Here is a 15,443-nt window from a genome sequence, read left to right on the forward strand (position 1 = left end):
CCAGCCTATTGATGGTAAAATTAAAAGGCGCATGGTTGCGTAAACTCAAGCTGGCCAGGATTGTTGAGAGCGGGAAATGAATGTGTTGCGCTCAGATTGATCGCATCAATCCAGGAAGCCAGTAGTGTGGATGTGCGGCAGATGGCGATAAATTTGGTATAATCAAAGGTTCTCGGTTTGACTTGTCCTCTTACTTGATGGGTGTCCGGCATGGTGAAAGCAAAAGTGACAGAGCAAGCGGATAAAAACACTGTAGGGACTTCTGCAAAAAAGAAAAAAACACGAAACGGCAGTTCACGCAAAACCAGTCTTGGTAACGGAACTAATGCTGCCGAGGGCAGTACTAATGCTCGCATGCCGCGGTTGCGGCCCGAGGCTGTTGGCAATGAATCCATCAGAACTGTCACCATAGATCATGGTCATACGGTTCTTGTGCAACAAGATACACCGCTTTTTCATGGAGAAGAAGCGGATAAACCCGAATTGGTTAAAAAAGTCTCTGAAAATATCAAAGTGAACAAAAAACCTAAAAGCAAACTATCAGATAAACAAGTCAATGATTTGACCGAGGGCGCTTTGTCAGCATCGCAGGGCGATGACCTGGAAATACGCAGAATGCGTCTGAAAAAGTTGATCACGCAAGGCAAGGAGCGTGGTTACCTGACTTATGCCGAGATCAACGATCATTTGCCCGATGATATGCTGGAAGCGGATCAGATTGAAAGCATTATCAGCATGATCAACGATATGGGAATTTCGGTCCACGACGAGGCGCCCGATGCCGAAGCCCTGCTCATGTCTGATGCGACCACTGCTGTCACCGATGAGGATGTCGTCGAAGAGGCCGAGGCGGCGCTTTCCAGTGTGGATTCCGAGTTCGGGCGTACGACTGATCCCGTGCGGATGTATATGCGCGAGATGGGCTCTGTGGAATTATTGACCCGGGAAAGTGAAATCGAGATTGCCAAGCGTATTGAAGACGGCTTGCGGCATATGATTCAGGCGATTTCTGCCTGTCCAACCATTATCGAAAACATACTCCAGTTGGCCGCCGATGTGGAAAATGACCGGCTGCGCGTGGATGAATTGGTGGATGGTTTTCTGGATGACGATACATCGGAAATCCTGGGCAAAGAAGTGTCCGAGTCTGAAGAATCGCTCGATCAGGATTTTGATTCCGATGATTCCGATGACGAGCAAATCTCTACCGCCAGCGCCGATATGGCCAAGATGAAAAGCGACGTGCTCGAACGTTTTGCGGTGATTCGTCAAGCATATGACGAAATGCAGAAAATTATCGCTAAAAAAGAAGACGGGCGTCACGACAAGAAGTACAGGGCATTGCAGGAAAAGATTTCCAGCGAGCTCATGGCGATGCGTTTCTCTGCCAAGATGGTTGAAAAACTATGCGATACCCAGCGCGGGATCGTCAATGATATCCGCAGTTGCGAACGCAAAATTGCCGAATTGTGTGTCACCCGTGCGGGGATGCCGCGCAATCATTTCATCAAGACATTTCTTGGCAATGAAACCAATATCGATTGGATCGGGGCGGAAATCGAAGCAGGAAAAAACTATAGCCAGTCCCTGGAGCATTTCCGGCCTGCGGTGATGGAGCAGCAGCAAAAAATGCTGACTCTCCAGGAGCAGGCAGGTATTCCGATCAAGGAATTGAAGGAAATCAACCGCCGCATGACCACCGGCGAGGCCAAGGCGCGCCGGGCCAAGCGTGAAATGACGGAAGCCAACTTGCGGTTGGTGATTTCGATTGCCAAGAAATACACCAATCGCGGATTGCAGTTTCTGGATCTCATCCAGGAAGGCAATATTGGTTTGATGAAGGCGGTCGATAAATTCGAGTATCGGAGAGGATACAAATTCTCTACCTATGCAACCTGGTGGATCCGTCAGGCCATTACGCGCTCAATTGCCGATCAGGCCCGGACGATCCGTATTCCCGTGCATATGATCGAAACGATCAACAAGATGAATCGTATTTCCCGTCAGATCCTGCAGGAAACCGGGCAAGAACCCGAGCCAGCAATCCTGGCGGAAAAAATGGAAATGCCAGAAGAGAAGATCAGAAAAATTCTCAAAATCTCGAAAGAGCCCATTTCCATGGAAACCCCTATCGGTGATGACGAGGATTCGCATTTGGGTGATTTCATCGAGGATGTCTCCACCATGGAACCGGGCGATGCCGCGATTTACGCAGGCTTGAGAACTGTCACCAAGGATGTGCTGGATTCACTGACACCGAGGGAAGCCAAGGTTCTGCGTATGCGTTTCGGCATTGAAATGAATACCGACCACACTCTGGAAGAAGTCGGGAGGCAGTTCGATGTGACGCGTGAACGCATTCGCCAGATCGAAGCCAAGGCGTTGCGCAAACTGAGACATCCCGCGCGTTCCGACCGCTTGCGCAGTTTCCTGGATAGCGGCAACTCCTGATCCCCCGATTTGCTGTAGAATCGGAATCAAGAAAAACTTTTATCGATCGGGTCTGTAGCTCAGTTGGTTAGAGCAGGGGACTCATAATCCCTTGGTCGTAGGTTCAAGTCCTACCAGACCCACCACCAAATAAGCAAGAGGCTAGAGAATTACTCTAGCCTCTTTTTTTTTGTGGGCCAAAATTATGCCCCAAGGGTGTTTGAAATAAGCTCAGGATATTGCATCAGCTGAGGCTTGGAAAAGTGGGCACAACGGTTTGTGAGAATAAGAGTTCATGGCTCTGGACCTGACCCCGTCGTGCATGAATGAAACGGAACCGGCAGGCGTTGGCGGCCACATAGAGGCCATTCCGGTCGTTCACCTTGTAAGGCTTGTCCCTGGGTTTGAGGTTGCGCAGCATGGTATCGGGCACTTGTCATGGCGTCGCTAATCGATAGTAGCAGCATTGATGCCACGAAAAAACCTTGCTTGGAGCGCGTCAGAAGTTGCCAGACAAAAATAAAAAAAGCCCGCATTTACGCGGGCTTGGATGTGTTTTCGTGCTGGTTGATGCCAGCCAATGCCAGATGTGGAATCATTCCCACTCAATGGTGGCAGGTGGTTTGCCGGAGATGTCGTAGACTACCCGATTGATGCCACGCACTTCGTTGATGATGCGATTGGAGATTTTTGCCAGTAGCGTGTAAGGCAGCTCGGCCCAATGAGCGGTCATGAAATCTTCGGTCTGAACGGCGCGGAGTGCGATCACATATTCATAGCTGCGGCTGTCGCCCATGACGCCCACCGATTTGACTGGCAAAAAGACTGCAAACGCCTGTGAAGTTTTTTCATACCAGCCGGAGTTTTTCAGCTCTTCGATGAAGATAGCATCCGCGTGACGCAATAATTCGGCGTATTCATACTTGACCTCTCCCAGAATCCGGACACCCAGTCCCGGTCCCGGAAAGGGGTGCCGGAAGACCAAGTCGTGCGGCAGGCCGAGTGCCAATCCAAGTTCTCTGACTTCGTCCTTGAACAGTTCGCGCAGTGGCTCGAGCAGCTTCAGGTGCAAGCTTTCCGGTAAGCCGCCTACGTTGTGGTGGGATTTGATCGTGCCAGCTTTCTGCGTGTGACTGCCAGCAGATTCGATGACATCGGGGTAGATGGTGCCCTGTGCCAACCATTTGGCATCATTGATTTTTTCAGCTTCCAGTTGGAAGATTTCCACGAACTCGCGGCCTATGGTGCGGCGTTTCTGCTCCGGATCGGTGATGTCTTTCAATTGTTCGAGAAACTGCCTGCTGGCATCGATATGGATAACGTTGACGGCCAGATTGCGGCTGAATGTCTCCATGACCTGCTTGGCTTCATGCAGGCGTAGCAGACCGTTGTCGACAAAGACGCAGACCAGCTGGTCACCGATGGCGCGATGGATCAATGCGGCGGCCACCGAAGAGTCCACTCCTCCCGACAGTCCCAGAATGACTTTTTCATTACCGACCTGGGCGCGAATCCGGCCTATGGCTTCTTCTATGTAATCGGGCATGTTCCAGTCATGGCCCGCTCCGCAGATATCATGCACGAAGCTGTCGATGATTGCCTTGCCTTGCAGGGTATGGGTGACCTCGGGGTGGAACTGCAGCCCATAAAACCTGCGTGACTCATCGGCCATTGCCGCATAGGGTGTGGCAGCGTTGTGGGCAATGACGCTGAAACCCGGCGGCAGCGCATCGACACGATCGCCGTGGCTCATCCAGACATCAAGCATGGGCTTGTCATCGGGCGCGATGCGGTCCTGGATATTGCGGAACAATTGACATGGTTCAATGGCCAGTTCTGCATAGCCAAATTCACGCGTTTGTGCATTTTCCACCTGACCACCCAGCTGAGCGGCCATGACCTGCATGCCATAGCAGATACCGAGTACAGGAACACCCAGCTCGAATACGATTTGTGGGGCGCGCGGTGCGTCTTCGGTAAATGCCGAGGCGGGACCGCCAGAAAGTACAACGCCGATGGGCGCGAGATCCTGAATAAATTGCGGATCGACATCAAATGGGTGCAGCTCGCAATACACATGGGTTTCCCGAATGCGGCGCGCGATCAGTTGCGTGTATTGGGAACCAAAATCCAGGATGAGAATAGTTGGGTGCATGTTGGGAAGGTTTATTCGATATGATAATTGGGTGCTTCCTTGGTGATATGCACATCATGCACATGCGATTCTCGTACACCGGCGGAAGTGATTTCGATAAACTCGGCTCTTTCATGAACGTCCCGGATGGAAGCGCAGCCCAGATAGCCCATGCTGGATCGAACGCCTCCGATCAATTGGTGAATGACGCTAACCAGCGTGCCTTTATAGGGCACGCGCCCTTCCACGCCTTCCGGCACCAGTTTATGGGCTTCATGCCGTTCAGTTTCCTGAAAGTAGCGATCACTGGATCCTTGCTGCATGGCCGATAACGAACCCATGCCACGATAGCACTTGTAGGACCGCCCCTTGAGCATTTCGATTTCACCCGGAGATTCTTCCGTGCCCGCCAGCAAGCCACCCAGCATGACAGCGTCTGCCCCGGCCGCAAGCGCCTTGGCGATATCGCCAGAGTAGCGAATGCCGCCATCGGCGATCACCGGTATATCCGAGCCAAGCAATGCTGTCGCAACATTGTCGATCGCTGAAATTTGTGGCACACCGACGCCGGCGACGACTCGCGTGGTGCAAATCGAGCCAGGGCCGATACCAACCTTTATCGCATCAGCACCGCAATCCACCAGCGCCCTGGCGGCAGAAGCCGTGGCAATATTGCCGGCGATTACCTGAATGTAGGGGAAATGTTTCTTGACCCAGCGCACACGATCCAGCACCCCTTGTGAATGACCATGCGCGGTATCGACGACGATGACATCCGCTCCCGCCTCGACCAGCGCGGCAGCACGTTCATCACTGCCTTCTCCGACACCGATTGCCGCTCCAACGCACAGACGTTCTTGGTTGTCCTTGGTTGCATTGGGATGCTCGGTGGTTTTGGTGATGTCTTTGACGGTGATCATGCCGCGCAATTCGAAGTTGTCATCGACTATCAGCACTTTTTCCAGCCTGTGTTTGTGCAGCAAAGCCAGCGCTTCTTCGTGGGAGGTGCCTTCCTTGACGGTTACCAGGCGTTTTTTAGGGGTCATGATATTTTTGACCAGTTGGTCGAGGTCGGCTTCAAACCGTAAATCGCGATTGGTCACGATCCCCAGGACTTTCTTGCCCTTGACCACAGGCAGGCCCGAAATGTTGTGCTGTCTGATCAACTCCAACACCTTACGCACGGTCATATCCGGCGAAACGACAACCGGGTCTTTGACGACACCGCTTTCGAAGCGCTTGACTTGCGCGACCTGCGCGGCTTGCATCTTGATCGGCATATTCTTGTGAATAATGCCGATGCCACCTTCCTGGGCAAGCGCGATGGCCAGCCGCGCTTCGGTGACCGTATCCATCGCGGCAGAGATAATCGGTATCTTGATTTTGAGCGTACGGGTGAATTGTGTTGTCAGGTCGACATCCCTTGGCAAAACTTCAGAATGAGCGGGCACCAATAGGACATCGTCAAAAGTGAGAGCTTTCTGTATTAGTCGCATGCTTACGATCCTTCACAAAACGATATTATAGCGGAACCCGTCATGCTGTTTTGTACTTACTCCAGTTTGTGTGCAGTTTGGGAATAAAACTACTTGCGCATGCGTGGAGCCGCATAGCGTGTTTCCCTGTCGAAATCGTCCCAGATATAGGATGGATCGACCATGGGTGTGGTGGGCACAAAAAACGTGGCGATATCGACCGCGCCGCTTAATGTCCGGCCGATCATGTGGACTAGGCCGGTAAAAAAGCCTGCCGTCATGCCGTAAGCGGCGCCATGCTGGTGACCGGTGATCATCATGGTCTTGGGGATTTCGGCCACGCCCGTCACGACGTTGGCAACACCGTTGCCCAGCTTTTCTCCGACTCTGGCGGGATATTCACCTGCCTGCGCATTCATGGGAAACAACCAGCATAGAGCGGCAACTAACAGGAACAATCTGAAGGTATGATGCATTTCTGTGTCTCCTTATGAAAAATGTGTTTCCAGTGGATCGTGTCAACGCAAACTGATGATCGGCCAGCCGTTCTTTTGTGCGTGCTCGTGCAAGGTGGCATCGGGATCAACCGCGACCGGATGTGTCACTTTGCGCAGCAGTGGCAGATCATTGAGCGAGTCGCTGTAAAACCAGCTTTGCAAGAATGAAAGCCAGGTAAGATTCTGTTCATCCAGCCATTGTTCCAGCCGGGTGATTTTGCCTGCCTGGAAACAGGGTATTCCCGAGACGCGGCCGGTAAATTGGCCATTTTTCTGCTCGGGTTCGGTCGCGATCAAGTGCCGTATTCCCAGCGCCTGAGCAATCGGCGCGGTCACAAAACTGTTGGTCGCGGTAATAATGATGCATAAATCCTGTTCGGCCTGGTGTCTGGCGATCAATTCGCGTGCGCCGGGGGCAATCAGCGGCATGATTTTCAGTTGAATGAAGCTGCTGCGCCATGCATTCAGCTGTTCACGAGAATGACGGGACAGGGGTTTGAGCTGAAAGTCCAGGAATTCATGGATATCCAACGTGCCAGCCTTGTATTGCTCGTAAAACTCGATGTTGCGGGCTTCATAGACTTCTCGGTCGAGCACCTCCTGCTCGATGAGGAACTGCGCCCATTGAAAATCGCTGTCGCCAGACAGGAGAGTATTGTCAAGATCGAATAAGGCCAATTTCATGATGCTGAATTCCTCGGTTGGCTTGGCTGGCATGCAGGGCGATGCAAGCAGGGCGTCATGTCAAAACTTTTGGTCATAAATAGGGTATTCATAAAATTAAGGCTCAAATCGGCACTCAGCTTTGTGCCCGGGATGAAGCCGACTGCAACAGTTCGCGTAACAAGGGCAGCGTGACCGGGCGTTGCCTGGCCAGAGAGAGCCGGTCCAGTGCGTTGATCAGTTTGATCAAAGAAGGCAGATCCCGCTGCGCATGCTTCAACAGATAATCACAGATTTCCTGAGATAACTCAAACCCGCACCGTTTTGCATGGCCTTTCATCACCTCGATTTTATTCTCATCAGCCAATTCATGCACCTGATAAACCAGCCCCCAGCCTAAACGGGTCGTCAGATCCGGCCGTAAATCAAGTTGTGCCGGGGGGGCGGTGCCGCTGGCCAGGAATATACCCCGGTTGTTTTCGTAGATGCGGTTGTAAAGATTGAATAGTTTGATTTGTTCCGGGGCATCCAATCGCTCGACATTGTCGACTGCTACGCAGGCCATGGTTGCACTGAAACTGAATTTGTCTGTGAGGGCGCAATCGATATAGGTGGCCTGCTGATGTCGCTGCAGGAAAACATCGGTGACTGCCTGCAGTAAATGGCTTCTACCACTGCCTGCTTGACCCCATAGGTACAAGAATCGATCCTGTTGCCGTCCGGCAATCAGGCTTTTTAGCGCATGCAGCAATTCAGTATTATTCCCGGGAATGAAATTCTCCAGAGTGGGTGGATCAGTTTTATTCAGGTCCAGGAGTAGTTGCTTCATCAATGGTGTTAGAGAGTGCCTTTCGTCGTGCAGAAGAATGCGACAAAAAAGTGGCTGTTAAATGTGATGGATGAGTGGGCATTTTCCCTGCTTTCTAGGCATTTTGTAAAGTCAGAAACTGTTTGGAAATGCTGAACTTGAGTGATCGTACCGTAGTATGACGTATGTGGATACGAATGGTTTTTTCAAACCGCAAGCATCTTGGCAAGCGACTCGGTATCGAAGCCAAGCTGACGTTAGGCTGGATTGCTTCGCTGTGCTCGCAAAGACGGCAGAAAACAATGGCCATCCGCAATTTCAACCGCCGTCTTGGTGAGGTCCAACGGGCCGCGGCCATCCAGATCCTTTTCGGTAACAATAACGCTACAGTTGCCACAGCGTTGGGTAAACTGACCTGGGATTGGCATTTCTAAACAGCTTCTCAGGAAAATGCCGGAGATTTGTTTGAGTGTGTGGGTGTGTGCAAGTCTGCATGGAGAGTGATGATCCTGCATAGACATCCCGCTGAAAATCGTATGGCGGCCTATTTGATTATGGACAATGACCGGAAGACTGGTGATGTCATTTAGACCTAACGGGATAAATCAAGTTTTGCGTTTGTCATGACGATTTTATGCTTGCCAAATAGAACGTTGTTGAATATCATTCTCATTTTCATTATCGTTATTAAGGGAGATGGGGTAAATGAAAAAACAAATTGAGCGACGAGCGTTCAATACAAGACCCCTGACGGGCCGTTCGCTGTTAGTGAAAAACCTGGCTTGTCTGGGCATTTGCATGGCCGCGACGCCGGCCATGGCGGAAGAAGCCGCCGCCCAGGTCAGGTTGGCGCCGGTGACGGTGGTCGGGGAGCATCAGGAACGGCTGGAGCGCCCAGGTTCGGCACATGTAATAACCGAGCAAGAGCTGCGCGCCCAGAACTATGACAACATTGACCAGGCCTTGCGGCGCGTGCCCGGCGTTTATTTCAGGCAGGAAGACGGCTTCGGCTTGTTTCCCAATATCAGCTTGCGGGGAACGGATACAACCCGCAGTGCCAAAATTACCGTAATGGAAGACGGCGTGATGATCGCGCCAGCCCCCTATTCAGCGCCTGCCGCATACTTTTCACCCGCGACCGGGCGGATGAGCAGTATAGAAATTCTCAAAGGCTCAAGTCAGGTCAAATATGGCCCACATATCACGGGCGGGGTGCTCAATTATCAATCCACGCAAATCCCACTCAAGCAGCGCGCTTACCTGCGCAGCACCTATGGCGAGTTTGGGGATTTCCGTGCCCATGGTTTTGTCGGCAATACCCTGGATACCGAATGGGGGCGCTTTGGCTACGTATTGGAAGGGTACTTCAGAAGAAACGATGGGTTTAAAAAGATCGATAAAACCCCTGATTTCCGCAATTCTGGCGATACCGGTTTTACGCGTTTTGAACCCATGGCAAAGCTCTCCTTCGAGCCTAAAACCGATCTTTATCAGCACTTCGAATTCAAGTTCGGCTATTCCAGCATGGATGCCGATGAAACCTATCTTGGTCTGTCGGATGCGGATTTCCGGAATAACCCTTATCGGCGATATGCCGCCAGCCGCTTCGACAACATCACAACCGAGCAATTTCGTGGCCACTTGCGGCACTTTATCGCGCCGACCGATAATCTGGATGTGACCACCACTTTCTATTACACCGAATTCAGCCGCAACTGGCAGAAGCTCCACGATCTTCGCAATGTCCCTGGTGTTGGAAATATGAATTTATCGCGGGCGGTAGCCGGTGCGAATGGGGGCGCAGGGTTGGCCTGTCTCAAAGGTGATCTGGATTGTACCTTGCGTGTACGTAACAATAATCGCGATTATATGACCCAAGGTGTCGAATCGGTCGCCAATTACCGCTTCGATACCGGACAAATCGCGCATCACATTACCGGTGGTGTCCGTTATCACTATGACGAAGAGCGCCGCTTCCAGCGCGACGAACTGTTCTTCCAGACGGCCAATGGCACGATCTTCGATCACAATCCAGGTCAACCAGGAGATGCCGGTAATAGAAAAGACGCTGTCGATGCCCTGGCTTTTCATATGCAGGATCGGATTCGCTGGGGACGCTGGCAGTTTATTCCTGGCATCCGCTATGAACGCTTATGGCTCAATCATCAAAACTTTGATAATCCAGCCGCTGGCGGACGCGCGTCGCTGGATCTATTCGCCGGTGGTGTTGGCGTGGTCTATGATCTGAGTGAGGAATGGAAACTGATCGGCGGCGCGCACAGAGGTTTTTCTCCACCGAATCCATCGTCGGTAGTGGTTAACAAACTGAAGGAAGAAACCAGTACCGCCTTCGAATGGGGCGCCCGTTATCTGGGCATGAACGGTGCACTGTCTGCCGAGGCAATCGGTTTTCTGACCTTGTTTGACAACCTGATCGTGGTTGACAACATTGGTGGGACGGGTACAGGCTTGGCGGACAATTTGGGCAAGGCCCAGAGCCTCGGATTGGAGTTTTCCACCACTTTTGATGCGGGTATGGCCAATAATTGGGGCTTCAGCAATCCGTATTTCTTTACTTTTACCTATACCGATGCCACGCAACGCAGCAATGCCAGATCGACCAATCCCGAATCCATTTTCAGCTTTGGTGAGAAAGGCAACAGAATTCCCTATATTCCTGAATATCAGCTGACTACCGGTACCAGTATCGAGTTTGCCGAATGGGCTTTAAATTTCACGGCCAGCTATATTGGTGCGGCCTATACCAGTGCCAGCAATGTGACCACCCAGGTCGATGGCAATGGCAATCCGGATGCCCGCTTTGGCAAGACCGACAGCTATTGGCTATTGGACATGAGCGCGCATTATCAAGTCAAGCGGGGCGTCAGAATCCTGGCCGGTGTGCACAATCTCCTGGACGAGAGGTATATCTCCTCACGTCAACCGCATGGTCCTCGTCCCGGTGCACCAAGGATGGCCTACGCCGGTTTCGAGCTTGATTTCTAGTAGTTTCTGTACCAAACAGACCATTCTGCTTGTTATCGTAACGGGCGGAATGGTTTTTCCTGCCGTACCACTGCCGCTTTTTTATCACAGTAGTCCAGGACGCTATTCGCTGGCGTTCGTGGATGATTGCCTGCAATTGCGTTAGTATGTTGTGGTGATTTATGCAGGACTTCTGTCAATACCGGTTGGCTGGTATTTGCTGGGTGCTGGTCTTGCCGGATTCACTGGTGATCTCTCTACCCTTCATAGAGCCGGGTATCGCTATGATGCGTCATATAATTACTGGCATATGGGTGTCTGGTTTGGGCTGCGCGATGGTCTCGACTGGCTATGCGCATGAGCCGAAGGCATCAACATGGCTGGATGAAATCAAGATGGGCGTGCTTTATCATGACATGGCTGGCTTGTGGAGCCGGTTCAGCCGGGAGCGCGGCGTAGATCTGAATCTGGAAGCTATTTTCTCACCTCATGTGCATTTTCTGGGCGGTGCCATTCAGCCTGCTTTAGGCGGGTCGGTCAATGTCTCGGGCGATACCTCCAAATGGTATGCGGGCATGCGTTGGCAGTATGCGCATGCCAGCGGTGTTTTTGTTGGGGTCGGTTTGGGTGGCGCGATTCATACTGGCAAGCTAAGCCCGCCGCACGAGGACCGCAAGGCGCTTGGATCCCGGGTGCTGTTTCACATTCCTCTGGAAATCGGCTATCGCTTCAAAACCAGGCATGCCCTGTCGGTATACTTTGATCATGTCTCCAACGCCCATCTCGCCAAGAATAACGAGGGCCTGGATACGCTGGGGATACGCTATGGCTACCGATTCTAGGAGGCTGTCCGAGAATAGCGATTGTAGCGAGGGCGAAGCTGGCTGAGCGGGATTTTTCGATCATTTGAGGCGAATAGTGGTTCTATTCAACGAAAAGGATCGAAAAATCCAGCCTGGCAGGTTCGTCCGCAGTAGATCTGTCTATTCTCGGACAGCCTCCTAGGGCAATATAAACTGTGCAAAGGTGGGCGGGGTGCATTTCGCACCATAAGCCTGGCGAGGAATTATCCTGAGCCTCAAGCCTCGTATTCTGCTGAAAACAGTTCGGAGGCATGTAAATTAACTGCAGTCAATTGAAGAGATATGGAAGCGGAAACCAGTTGTTGCCCATGCGGCAGCCAGGAGCAATATAGCGAGTGTTGCGGCCGTTATCTCGAAAAGCAAGCATCTGCACCCAGCGCGGTCGCGTTGATGCGTTCACGCTATACGGCCTATACGCTCGGTCGCGAGGATTATCTGCTGACAACCTGGCATCAAACTACCCGTCCAGCGTCACTGGAACTGGCACGTGAACCGCCAAGCAAGTGGCTGGGGCTGGCCGTAAAACGCCACGAACAAGTGGCGCCCGATCGGGCGGTGGTTGAGTTCGTGGCGCGCTATAAGATAGGCAGCCGTGCCTATCGATTGCATGAAGTGAGCCGGTTTGTATACGAAGCCGGGCAATGGTTTTATGTCGATGGTGATATACGTTAGGCGGTTTCTGCGATGACCTGGTTTCCGAGTCCTGCTCAGCGAGCGCGGACAGGTTTGCGGCGCGTGAGAACGAGACTCACCAGACACAAGCCGACCAGGGCGAGCGTGGCGGGCTCGGGAACTTGCCGCGTTTCCTCCGGGATGCTGCTTCCTGGATAATCTGGAATGGTGGCAGCAGGCAAACCGGATCCAGGAATAGAGGATCCACCACCACCACCACCTCCACCACCTCCACCGCTTCCACCGCCAATTCCCCCTCCAGGAGGAAAGAATCCTCCTCCATTGGGTGTATCGTTCGCGAATCTGGCAATTTGATGCCTTCGACTGCCCAATTCCTGTATGGACTGGGTGTCGATGAATGGGGTGATGTCATCAAACCCGCCCCATAATGCGCCCATGCGATCGTGATTGTTACCGGTGTGCTGGTTCAGGTTGGGTAAATAGGATTGGTTGCTGGTCGCAGGCATATGCTGATTGAAGAGCGGCTTCGCTTTGCCGGCAAAGGTAAAGGTCTGCATTGTCGCCTCGGCGCCCACTGATACGAGCAGCAGGGCCATGCTAAGGATAGGTGTCAAAAGCCTGTTGTGTAGGGTTGTAGTGTTCATTTCACTTGCCTCGTGTTGTCAGTGTTATTTTCGGATCATGGTGTGAGCGAGAGGTCTGAGCGCAACTCTATTCCAGGCAGGGAGAAAAAAATACTGTACTGAAGTCCAAGATATAAAAAGTAAGGCCGGGTTGACGTTGGGATGGATTGCTTTGCTGTGCTCGCAAAGACGGGACAGTCGAATGACCGCCGCACATACCGTGACTGCCGTTCATGGCGAGGCCCAGCGGGCCGCCGCCATCCCGACGCTTTTTGCTGGCCATGCATCGCTGCCATGGACCTGGCGTTGATGAGAGGGGCCCAAAATGGAAATTCAAGCCATGCGGACTTTGTGCATATTTGGTTATGCCGGAAGCGTCCTGAAAAGCGCTGTGCGACAGCCTACCGGGGGACTGTATGGCAGCACCCCGGAAACCCCAGCGGAGCTATTGGGTGAATATGTTGTCATGAAATGAAGAGGTTTTTTATGTACTCCCCGATTGGTGGAGGCGCTACGAGCCGGATTGCGCAGCTTGTAAACCTCATGGCGGCATTGCAATGCCTGGAATGAAATGGCCTTCCATGCCGTCGTGGTACTTTGTCCTGTGACCTGGAAACTGCGTATTTCGACCTGTTTGCGATTTTCCAGGGTGATTAACCATTGCTGGAACGGGAGAAACTCATGTCAGACATTAAAGCGATTTTGATTGTCGCCATCCTTGTGACAATCATTTTTTCCATACCCATGGTACAAGCGGATGCGTTATATAAAAATGACGGGGAAACGGGGGCGCAGCAGATGGAAAGTGAACGCGAGCTGCATAAGCGCGCACGCGAGTTGGGGCGTGACGAGCGCAAGCGCTGGGAAGAAATGAATCGCGAGAAGCGCCAGCATCGCCAACAAATGTTGCGCGAGGAAGTCAAGCCGCGCCAAGAGGCGGATCGCTACTAAGAATGCTGAATTTGAGTGATTGTGCCGTAGTATGGCGTATGTGGATACGAATGGTTTTTCCAAACCGTAAACAGCTTGGCAAGCGACTCGGCATCAAGACCAGGCCGACGTTGCGCTGGATTGCTGCGCTGCGCTCGCAAAGACGGCAGAAAACAATGGCAATCCGCAATTTTAGCCGCCGTCTTGGCGAGGTCCAACGGGCCGTGGCATCCAGATGTTTTCCGGAAACCCTGCCGGTAAACGGTAGTTGCTATTGCCAACCGGTCACCTCGTAGCCTTTCTCTTGCAAGCACCGGTTCACAAAATTCGCAAAAGCCGGGTTGGGCTGCGAGGATCTCGCCGGCGACAGGATGCTTCTCAAAAAACCGTAGGTGGCGCCACTGGCGGCGCCCACCATGGCGCCCGTTCCTGGCGAACCGGTAATGGCGCCCCCGACAGCGCCACTGGCTGCGCCAGCGCCGCCGCCAATGACCGTGCTCGATGCGACATTGCCACTTCTTCCGCCACTTTCTCTCGCGCCAGCGGCTTTGGCCAATTGTATGCAGTCTTCAATATCCCGCTCGGCAACATTTTTCCCGACCGACAGGTAATGGGTATTGGGGTACAAGACCGGTCGCGTGCTGGCGCAAGCCACGAGCCCTGATACGACCAGGCCCATGGCGAGTAATCTTGCTGATTTCATTGTTAACCTTTCTTTGGAACGCTGTTGTTATCGGCCTGACAGCAAGCCATGGCACAACGTCTACGGGCAGGCGATCAGCCTGATATTGCCGTTTGAATGAAATTGACGCGGTGCGCCGCTATCAGTGCTAACGCCCAGGGCATGCCATGTGCCACTCAATGTTGCAGCTTCTAGCACTGCGCTGACAGTTTCATGCCAGGCGCCAAATGCTTCCGTATGACCGGACCCTTGAATAGTCATTTTCACCTGGTCGCCTACTATTGCTGCATTGCCATGTGCCGCGGTGATTTCGCCCAAGCCGTTGTCTTCCCGGCCATACAGCGCATAGTGCCCGCCATCCTTCCGGTATACCCCGAGTTGATACGTCCAGGCAGGGACTTCGTTGATCAGCACTTGCCAGCAGAAATCGCCATGATAGGTTTCCGCATGGGACTGGGGTATCATCGAAAACATAAGCAAGCCAAACAATGCTGGAAAAGATAGAGATGTTTTCATTTTAAGATCACTCCGGGAACGTTGAGAACAAATTTTGCCGTGAAGTCAAAATCGTTATCCATTGCCTCATCTGGCAGCACCTCGCTTCATATATGACAGCATGGTCTCATAGGGTCTGTTGACGTTTTAAGATAAGTATTTAATAGATAGAAACAAACTCGTAATATTGGGGTTCCTATACCACCAACAAAACGAGTTTGCGAT

General features: G+C 52.4%; 18 protein-coding genes and 1 tRNA gene. 9 read left to right on the plus strand and 10 right to left on the minus strand.

The features are described 5' to 3' along the window. Window positions 1–20: 20 nt before the first annotated feature. The gene (locus BLV85_RS15645) at window positions 21–356 is read right to left on the minus strand and encodes a PH domain-containing protein (RefSeq protein WP_245725139.1); all 336 of its coding nucleotides are present in this window, start codon (window positions 354–356) and stop codon (window positions 21–23) included. On the opposite strand from BLV85_RS15645, the gene rpoD reads away from it, so the two are divergent. Further along, window positions 355–2,451, plus strand: coding sequence for an RNA polymerase sigma factor RpoD (gene rpoD, locus BLV85_RS07990; protein ID WP_281245734.1), 2,097 nt, complete (start codon window positions 355–357; stop codon window positions 2,449–2,451). The genes BLV85_RS15645 and rpoD overlap by 2 nt on opposite strands. 48 nt (window positions 2,452–2,499) lie before the next feature. Beyond that, window positions 2,500–2,576 (plus strand) — tRNA-Ile (locus tag BLV85_RS07995). 98 nt (window positions 2,577–2,674) lie between these two features. Here BLV85_RS07995 and BLV85_RS15945 read toward each other — a convergent pair. The 6 genes from BLV85_RS15945 to hda all read right to left on the minus strand — a co-directional run bounded on the left by BLV85_RS15945 (window position 2,675) and on the right by hda (window position 8,028). Beyond that, a complete protein-coding gene (locus BLV85_RS15945) occupies window positions 2,675–2,851 on the minus strand; it encodes a hypothetical protein (protein ID WP_281245735.1) in 177 nt (58 codons plus the stop codon). A gap of 174 nt (window positions 2,852–3,025) precedes the next feature. Further along, window positions 3,026–4,585, minus strand: a complete 1,560-nt coding sequence (gene guaA / locus BLV85_RS08000) for a glutamine-hydrolyzing GMP synthase (RefSeq protein WP_090414045.1) — start codon at window positions 4,583–4,585, stop codon at window positions 3,026–3,028. A gap of 11 nt (window positions 4,586–4,596) precedes the next feature. Next, a complete protein-coding gene (guaB, locus tag BLV85_RS08005; protein WP_090414047.1) occupies window positions 4,597–6,060 on the minus strand; it encodes an IMP dehydrogenase in 1,464 nt (487 codons plus the stop codon). 89 nt (window positions 6,061–6,149) lie between these two features. Continuing rightward, window positions 6,150–6,515 (minus strand): exosortase system-associated protein, TIGR04073 family, encoded by a 366-nt coding sequence (locus BLV85_RS08010; protein ID WP_090414049.1) that lies wholly within the window; start codon window positions 6,513–6,515, stop codon window positions 6,150–6,152. A 42-nt stretch (window positions 6,516–6,557) separates the two neighbouring features. Further along, on the minus strand, window positions 6,558–7,220 hold the full coding sequence (locus tag BLV85_RS08015; protein WP_090414070.1) for a histidinol-phosphatase: 663 nt from the start codon (window positions 7,218–7,220) through the stop codon (window positions 6,558–6,560). Window positions 7,221–7,335: 115 nt separating this feature from the next. After that, window positions 7,336–8,028, minus strand: coding sequence for a DnaA regulatory inactivator Hda (gene hda, locus BLV85_RS08020; protein WP_090414051.1), 693 nt, complete (start codon window positions 8,026–8,028; stop codon window positions 7,336–7,338). A gap of 176 nt (window positions 8,029–8,204) precedes the next feature. On the opposite strand from hda, the gene BLV85_RS08025 reads away from it, so the two are divergent. The 4 genes from BLV85_RS08025 to BLV85_RS08040 all read left to right on the plus strand — a co-directional run bounded on the left by BLV85_RS08025 (window position 8,205) and on the right by BLV85_RS08040 (window position 12,527). Continuing rightward, entirely contained in the window at window positions 8,205–8,441 is a 237-nt protein-coding gene (locus tag BLV85_RS08025; protein WP_090414053.1) for a hypothetical protein, read from the plus strand. A gap of 271 nt (window positions 8,442–8,712) precedes the next feature. Further along, window positions 8,713–11,013 (plus strand): TonB-dependent receptor family protein, encoded by a 2,301-nt coding sequence (locus BLV85_RS08030; RefSeq protein ID WP_176973974.1) that lies wholly within the window; start codon window positions 8,713–8,715, stop codon window positions 11,011–11,013. Window positions 11,014–11,276: 263 nt separating this feature from the next. Next, window positions 11,277–11,834, plus strand: a complete 558-nt coding sequence (locus BLV85_RS08035) for an acyloxyacyl hydrolase (RefSeq protein WP_245725140.1) — start codon at window positions 11,277–11,279, stop codon at window positions 11,832–11,834. Between the two features lie 303 nt (window positions 11,835–12,137). Continuing rightward, window positions 12,138–12,527, plus strand: a complete 390-nt coding sequence (locus BLV85_RS08040; RefSeq protein ID WP_090414054.1) for a YchJ family protein — start codon at window positions 12,138–12,140, stop codon at window positions 12,525–12,527. 35 nt (window positions 12,528–12,562) lie between these two features. Here BLV85_RS08040 and BLV85_RS08045 read toward each other — a convergent pair whose 3' ends face one another. Further along, window positions 12,563–13,132 (minus strand): PEP-CTERM sorting domain-containing protein, encoded by a 570-nt coding sequence (locus BLV85_RS08045; protein WP_143032302.1) that lies wholly within the window; start codon window positions 13,130–13,132, stop codon window positions 12,563–12,565. Between the two features lie 304 nt (window positions 13,133–13,436). Between BLV85_RS08045 and BLV85_RS15180 the strand changes: the two genes are divergently transcribed. The 3 genes from BLV85_RS15180 (at window position 13,437) to BLV85_RS14855 (ending at window position 14,337) form a co-directional block, all read left to right on the plus strand. Further along, window positions 13,437–13,586, plus strand: a complete 150-nt coding sequence (locus BLV85_RS15180; RefSeq protein WP_176973975.1) for a hypothetical protein — start codon at window positions 13,437–13,439, stop codon at window positions 13,584–13,586. A gap of 206 nt (window positions 13,587–13,792) precedes the next feature. Next, the gene (locus BLV85_RS08050; protein ID WP_090414058.1) at window positions 13,793–14,062 is read left to right on the plus strand and encodes a hypothetical protein; all 270 of its coding nucleotides are present in this window, start codon (window positions 13,793–13,795) and stop codon (window positions 14,060–14,062) included. Between the two features lie 50 nt (window positions 14,063–14,112). Next, complete coding sequence (locus BLV85_RS14855; protein ID WP_143032303.1) at window positions 14,113–14,337, plus strand: hypothetical protein; 225 nt, start codon at window positions 14,113–14,115, stop codon at window positions 14,335–14,337. Here the strand turns inward: BLV85_RS14855 and BLV85_RS08055 are convergent. Further along, complete coding sequence (locus BLV85_RS08055; RefSeq protein WP_090414060.1) at window positions 14,313–14,744, minus strand: glycine zipper family protein; 432 nt, start codon at window positions 14,742–14,744, stop codon at window positions 14,313–14,315. The genes BLV85_RS14855 and BLV85_RS08055 overlap by 25 nt on opposite strands. A 60-nt stretch (window positions 14,745–14,804) precedes the next feature. Continuing rightward, window positions 14,805–15,239 carry a hypothetical protein gene (locus BLV85_RS08060; RefSeq protein ID WP_090414062.1) on the minus strand — a complete coding sequence of 145 codons (435 nt, stop codon included), beginning with the start codon at window positions 15,237–15,239 and terminating at the stop codon, window positions 14,805–14,807. Window positions 15,240–15,443: the final 204 nt, after the last annotated feature.

Origin of the sequence: Nitrosomonas halophila (assembly GCF_900107165.1) — a bacterium.
Lineage (GTDB): Bacteria > Pseudomonadota > Gammaproteobacteria > Burkholderiales > Nitrosomonadaceae > Nitrosomonas > Nitrosomonas halophila.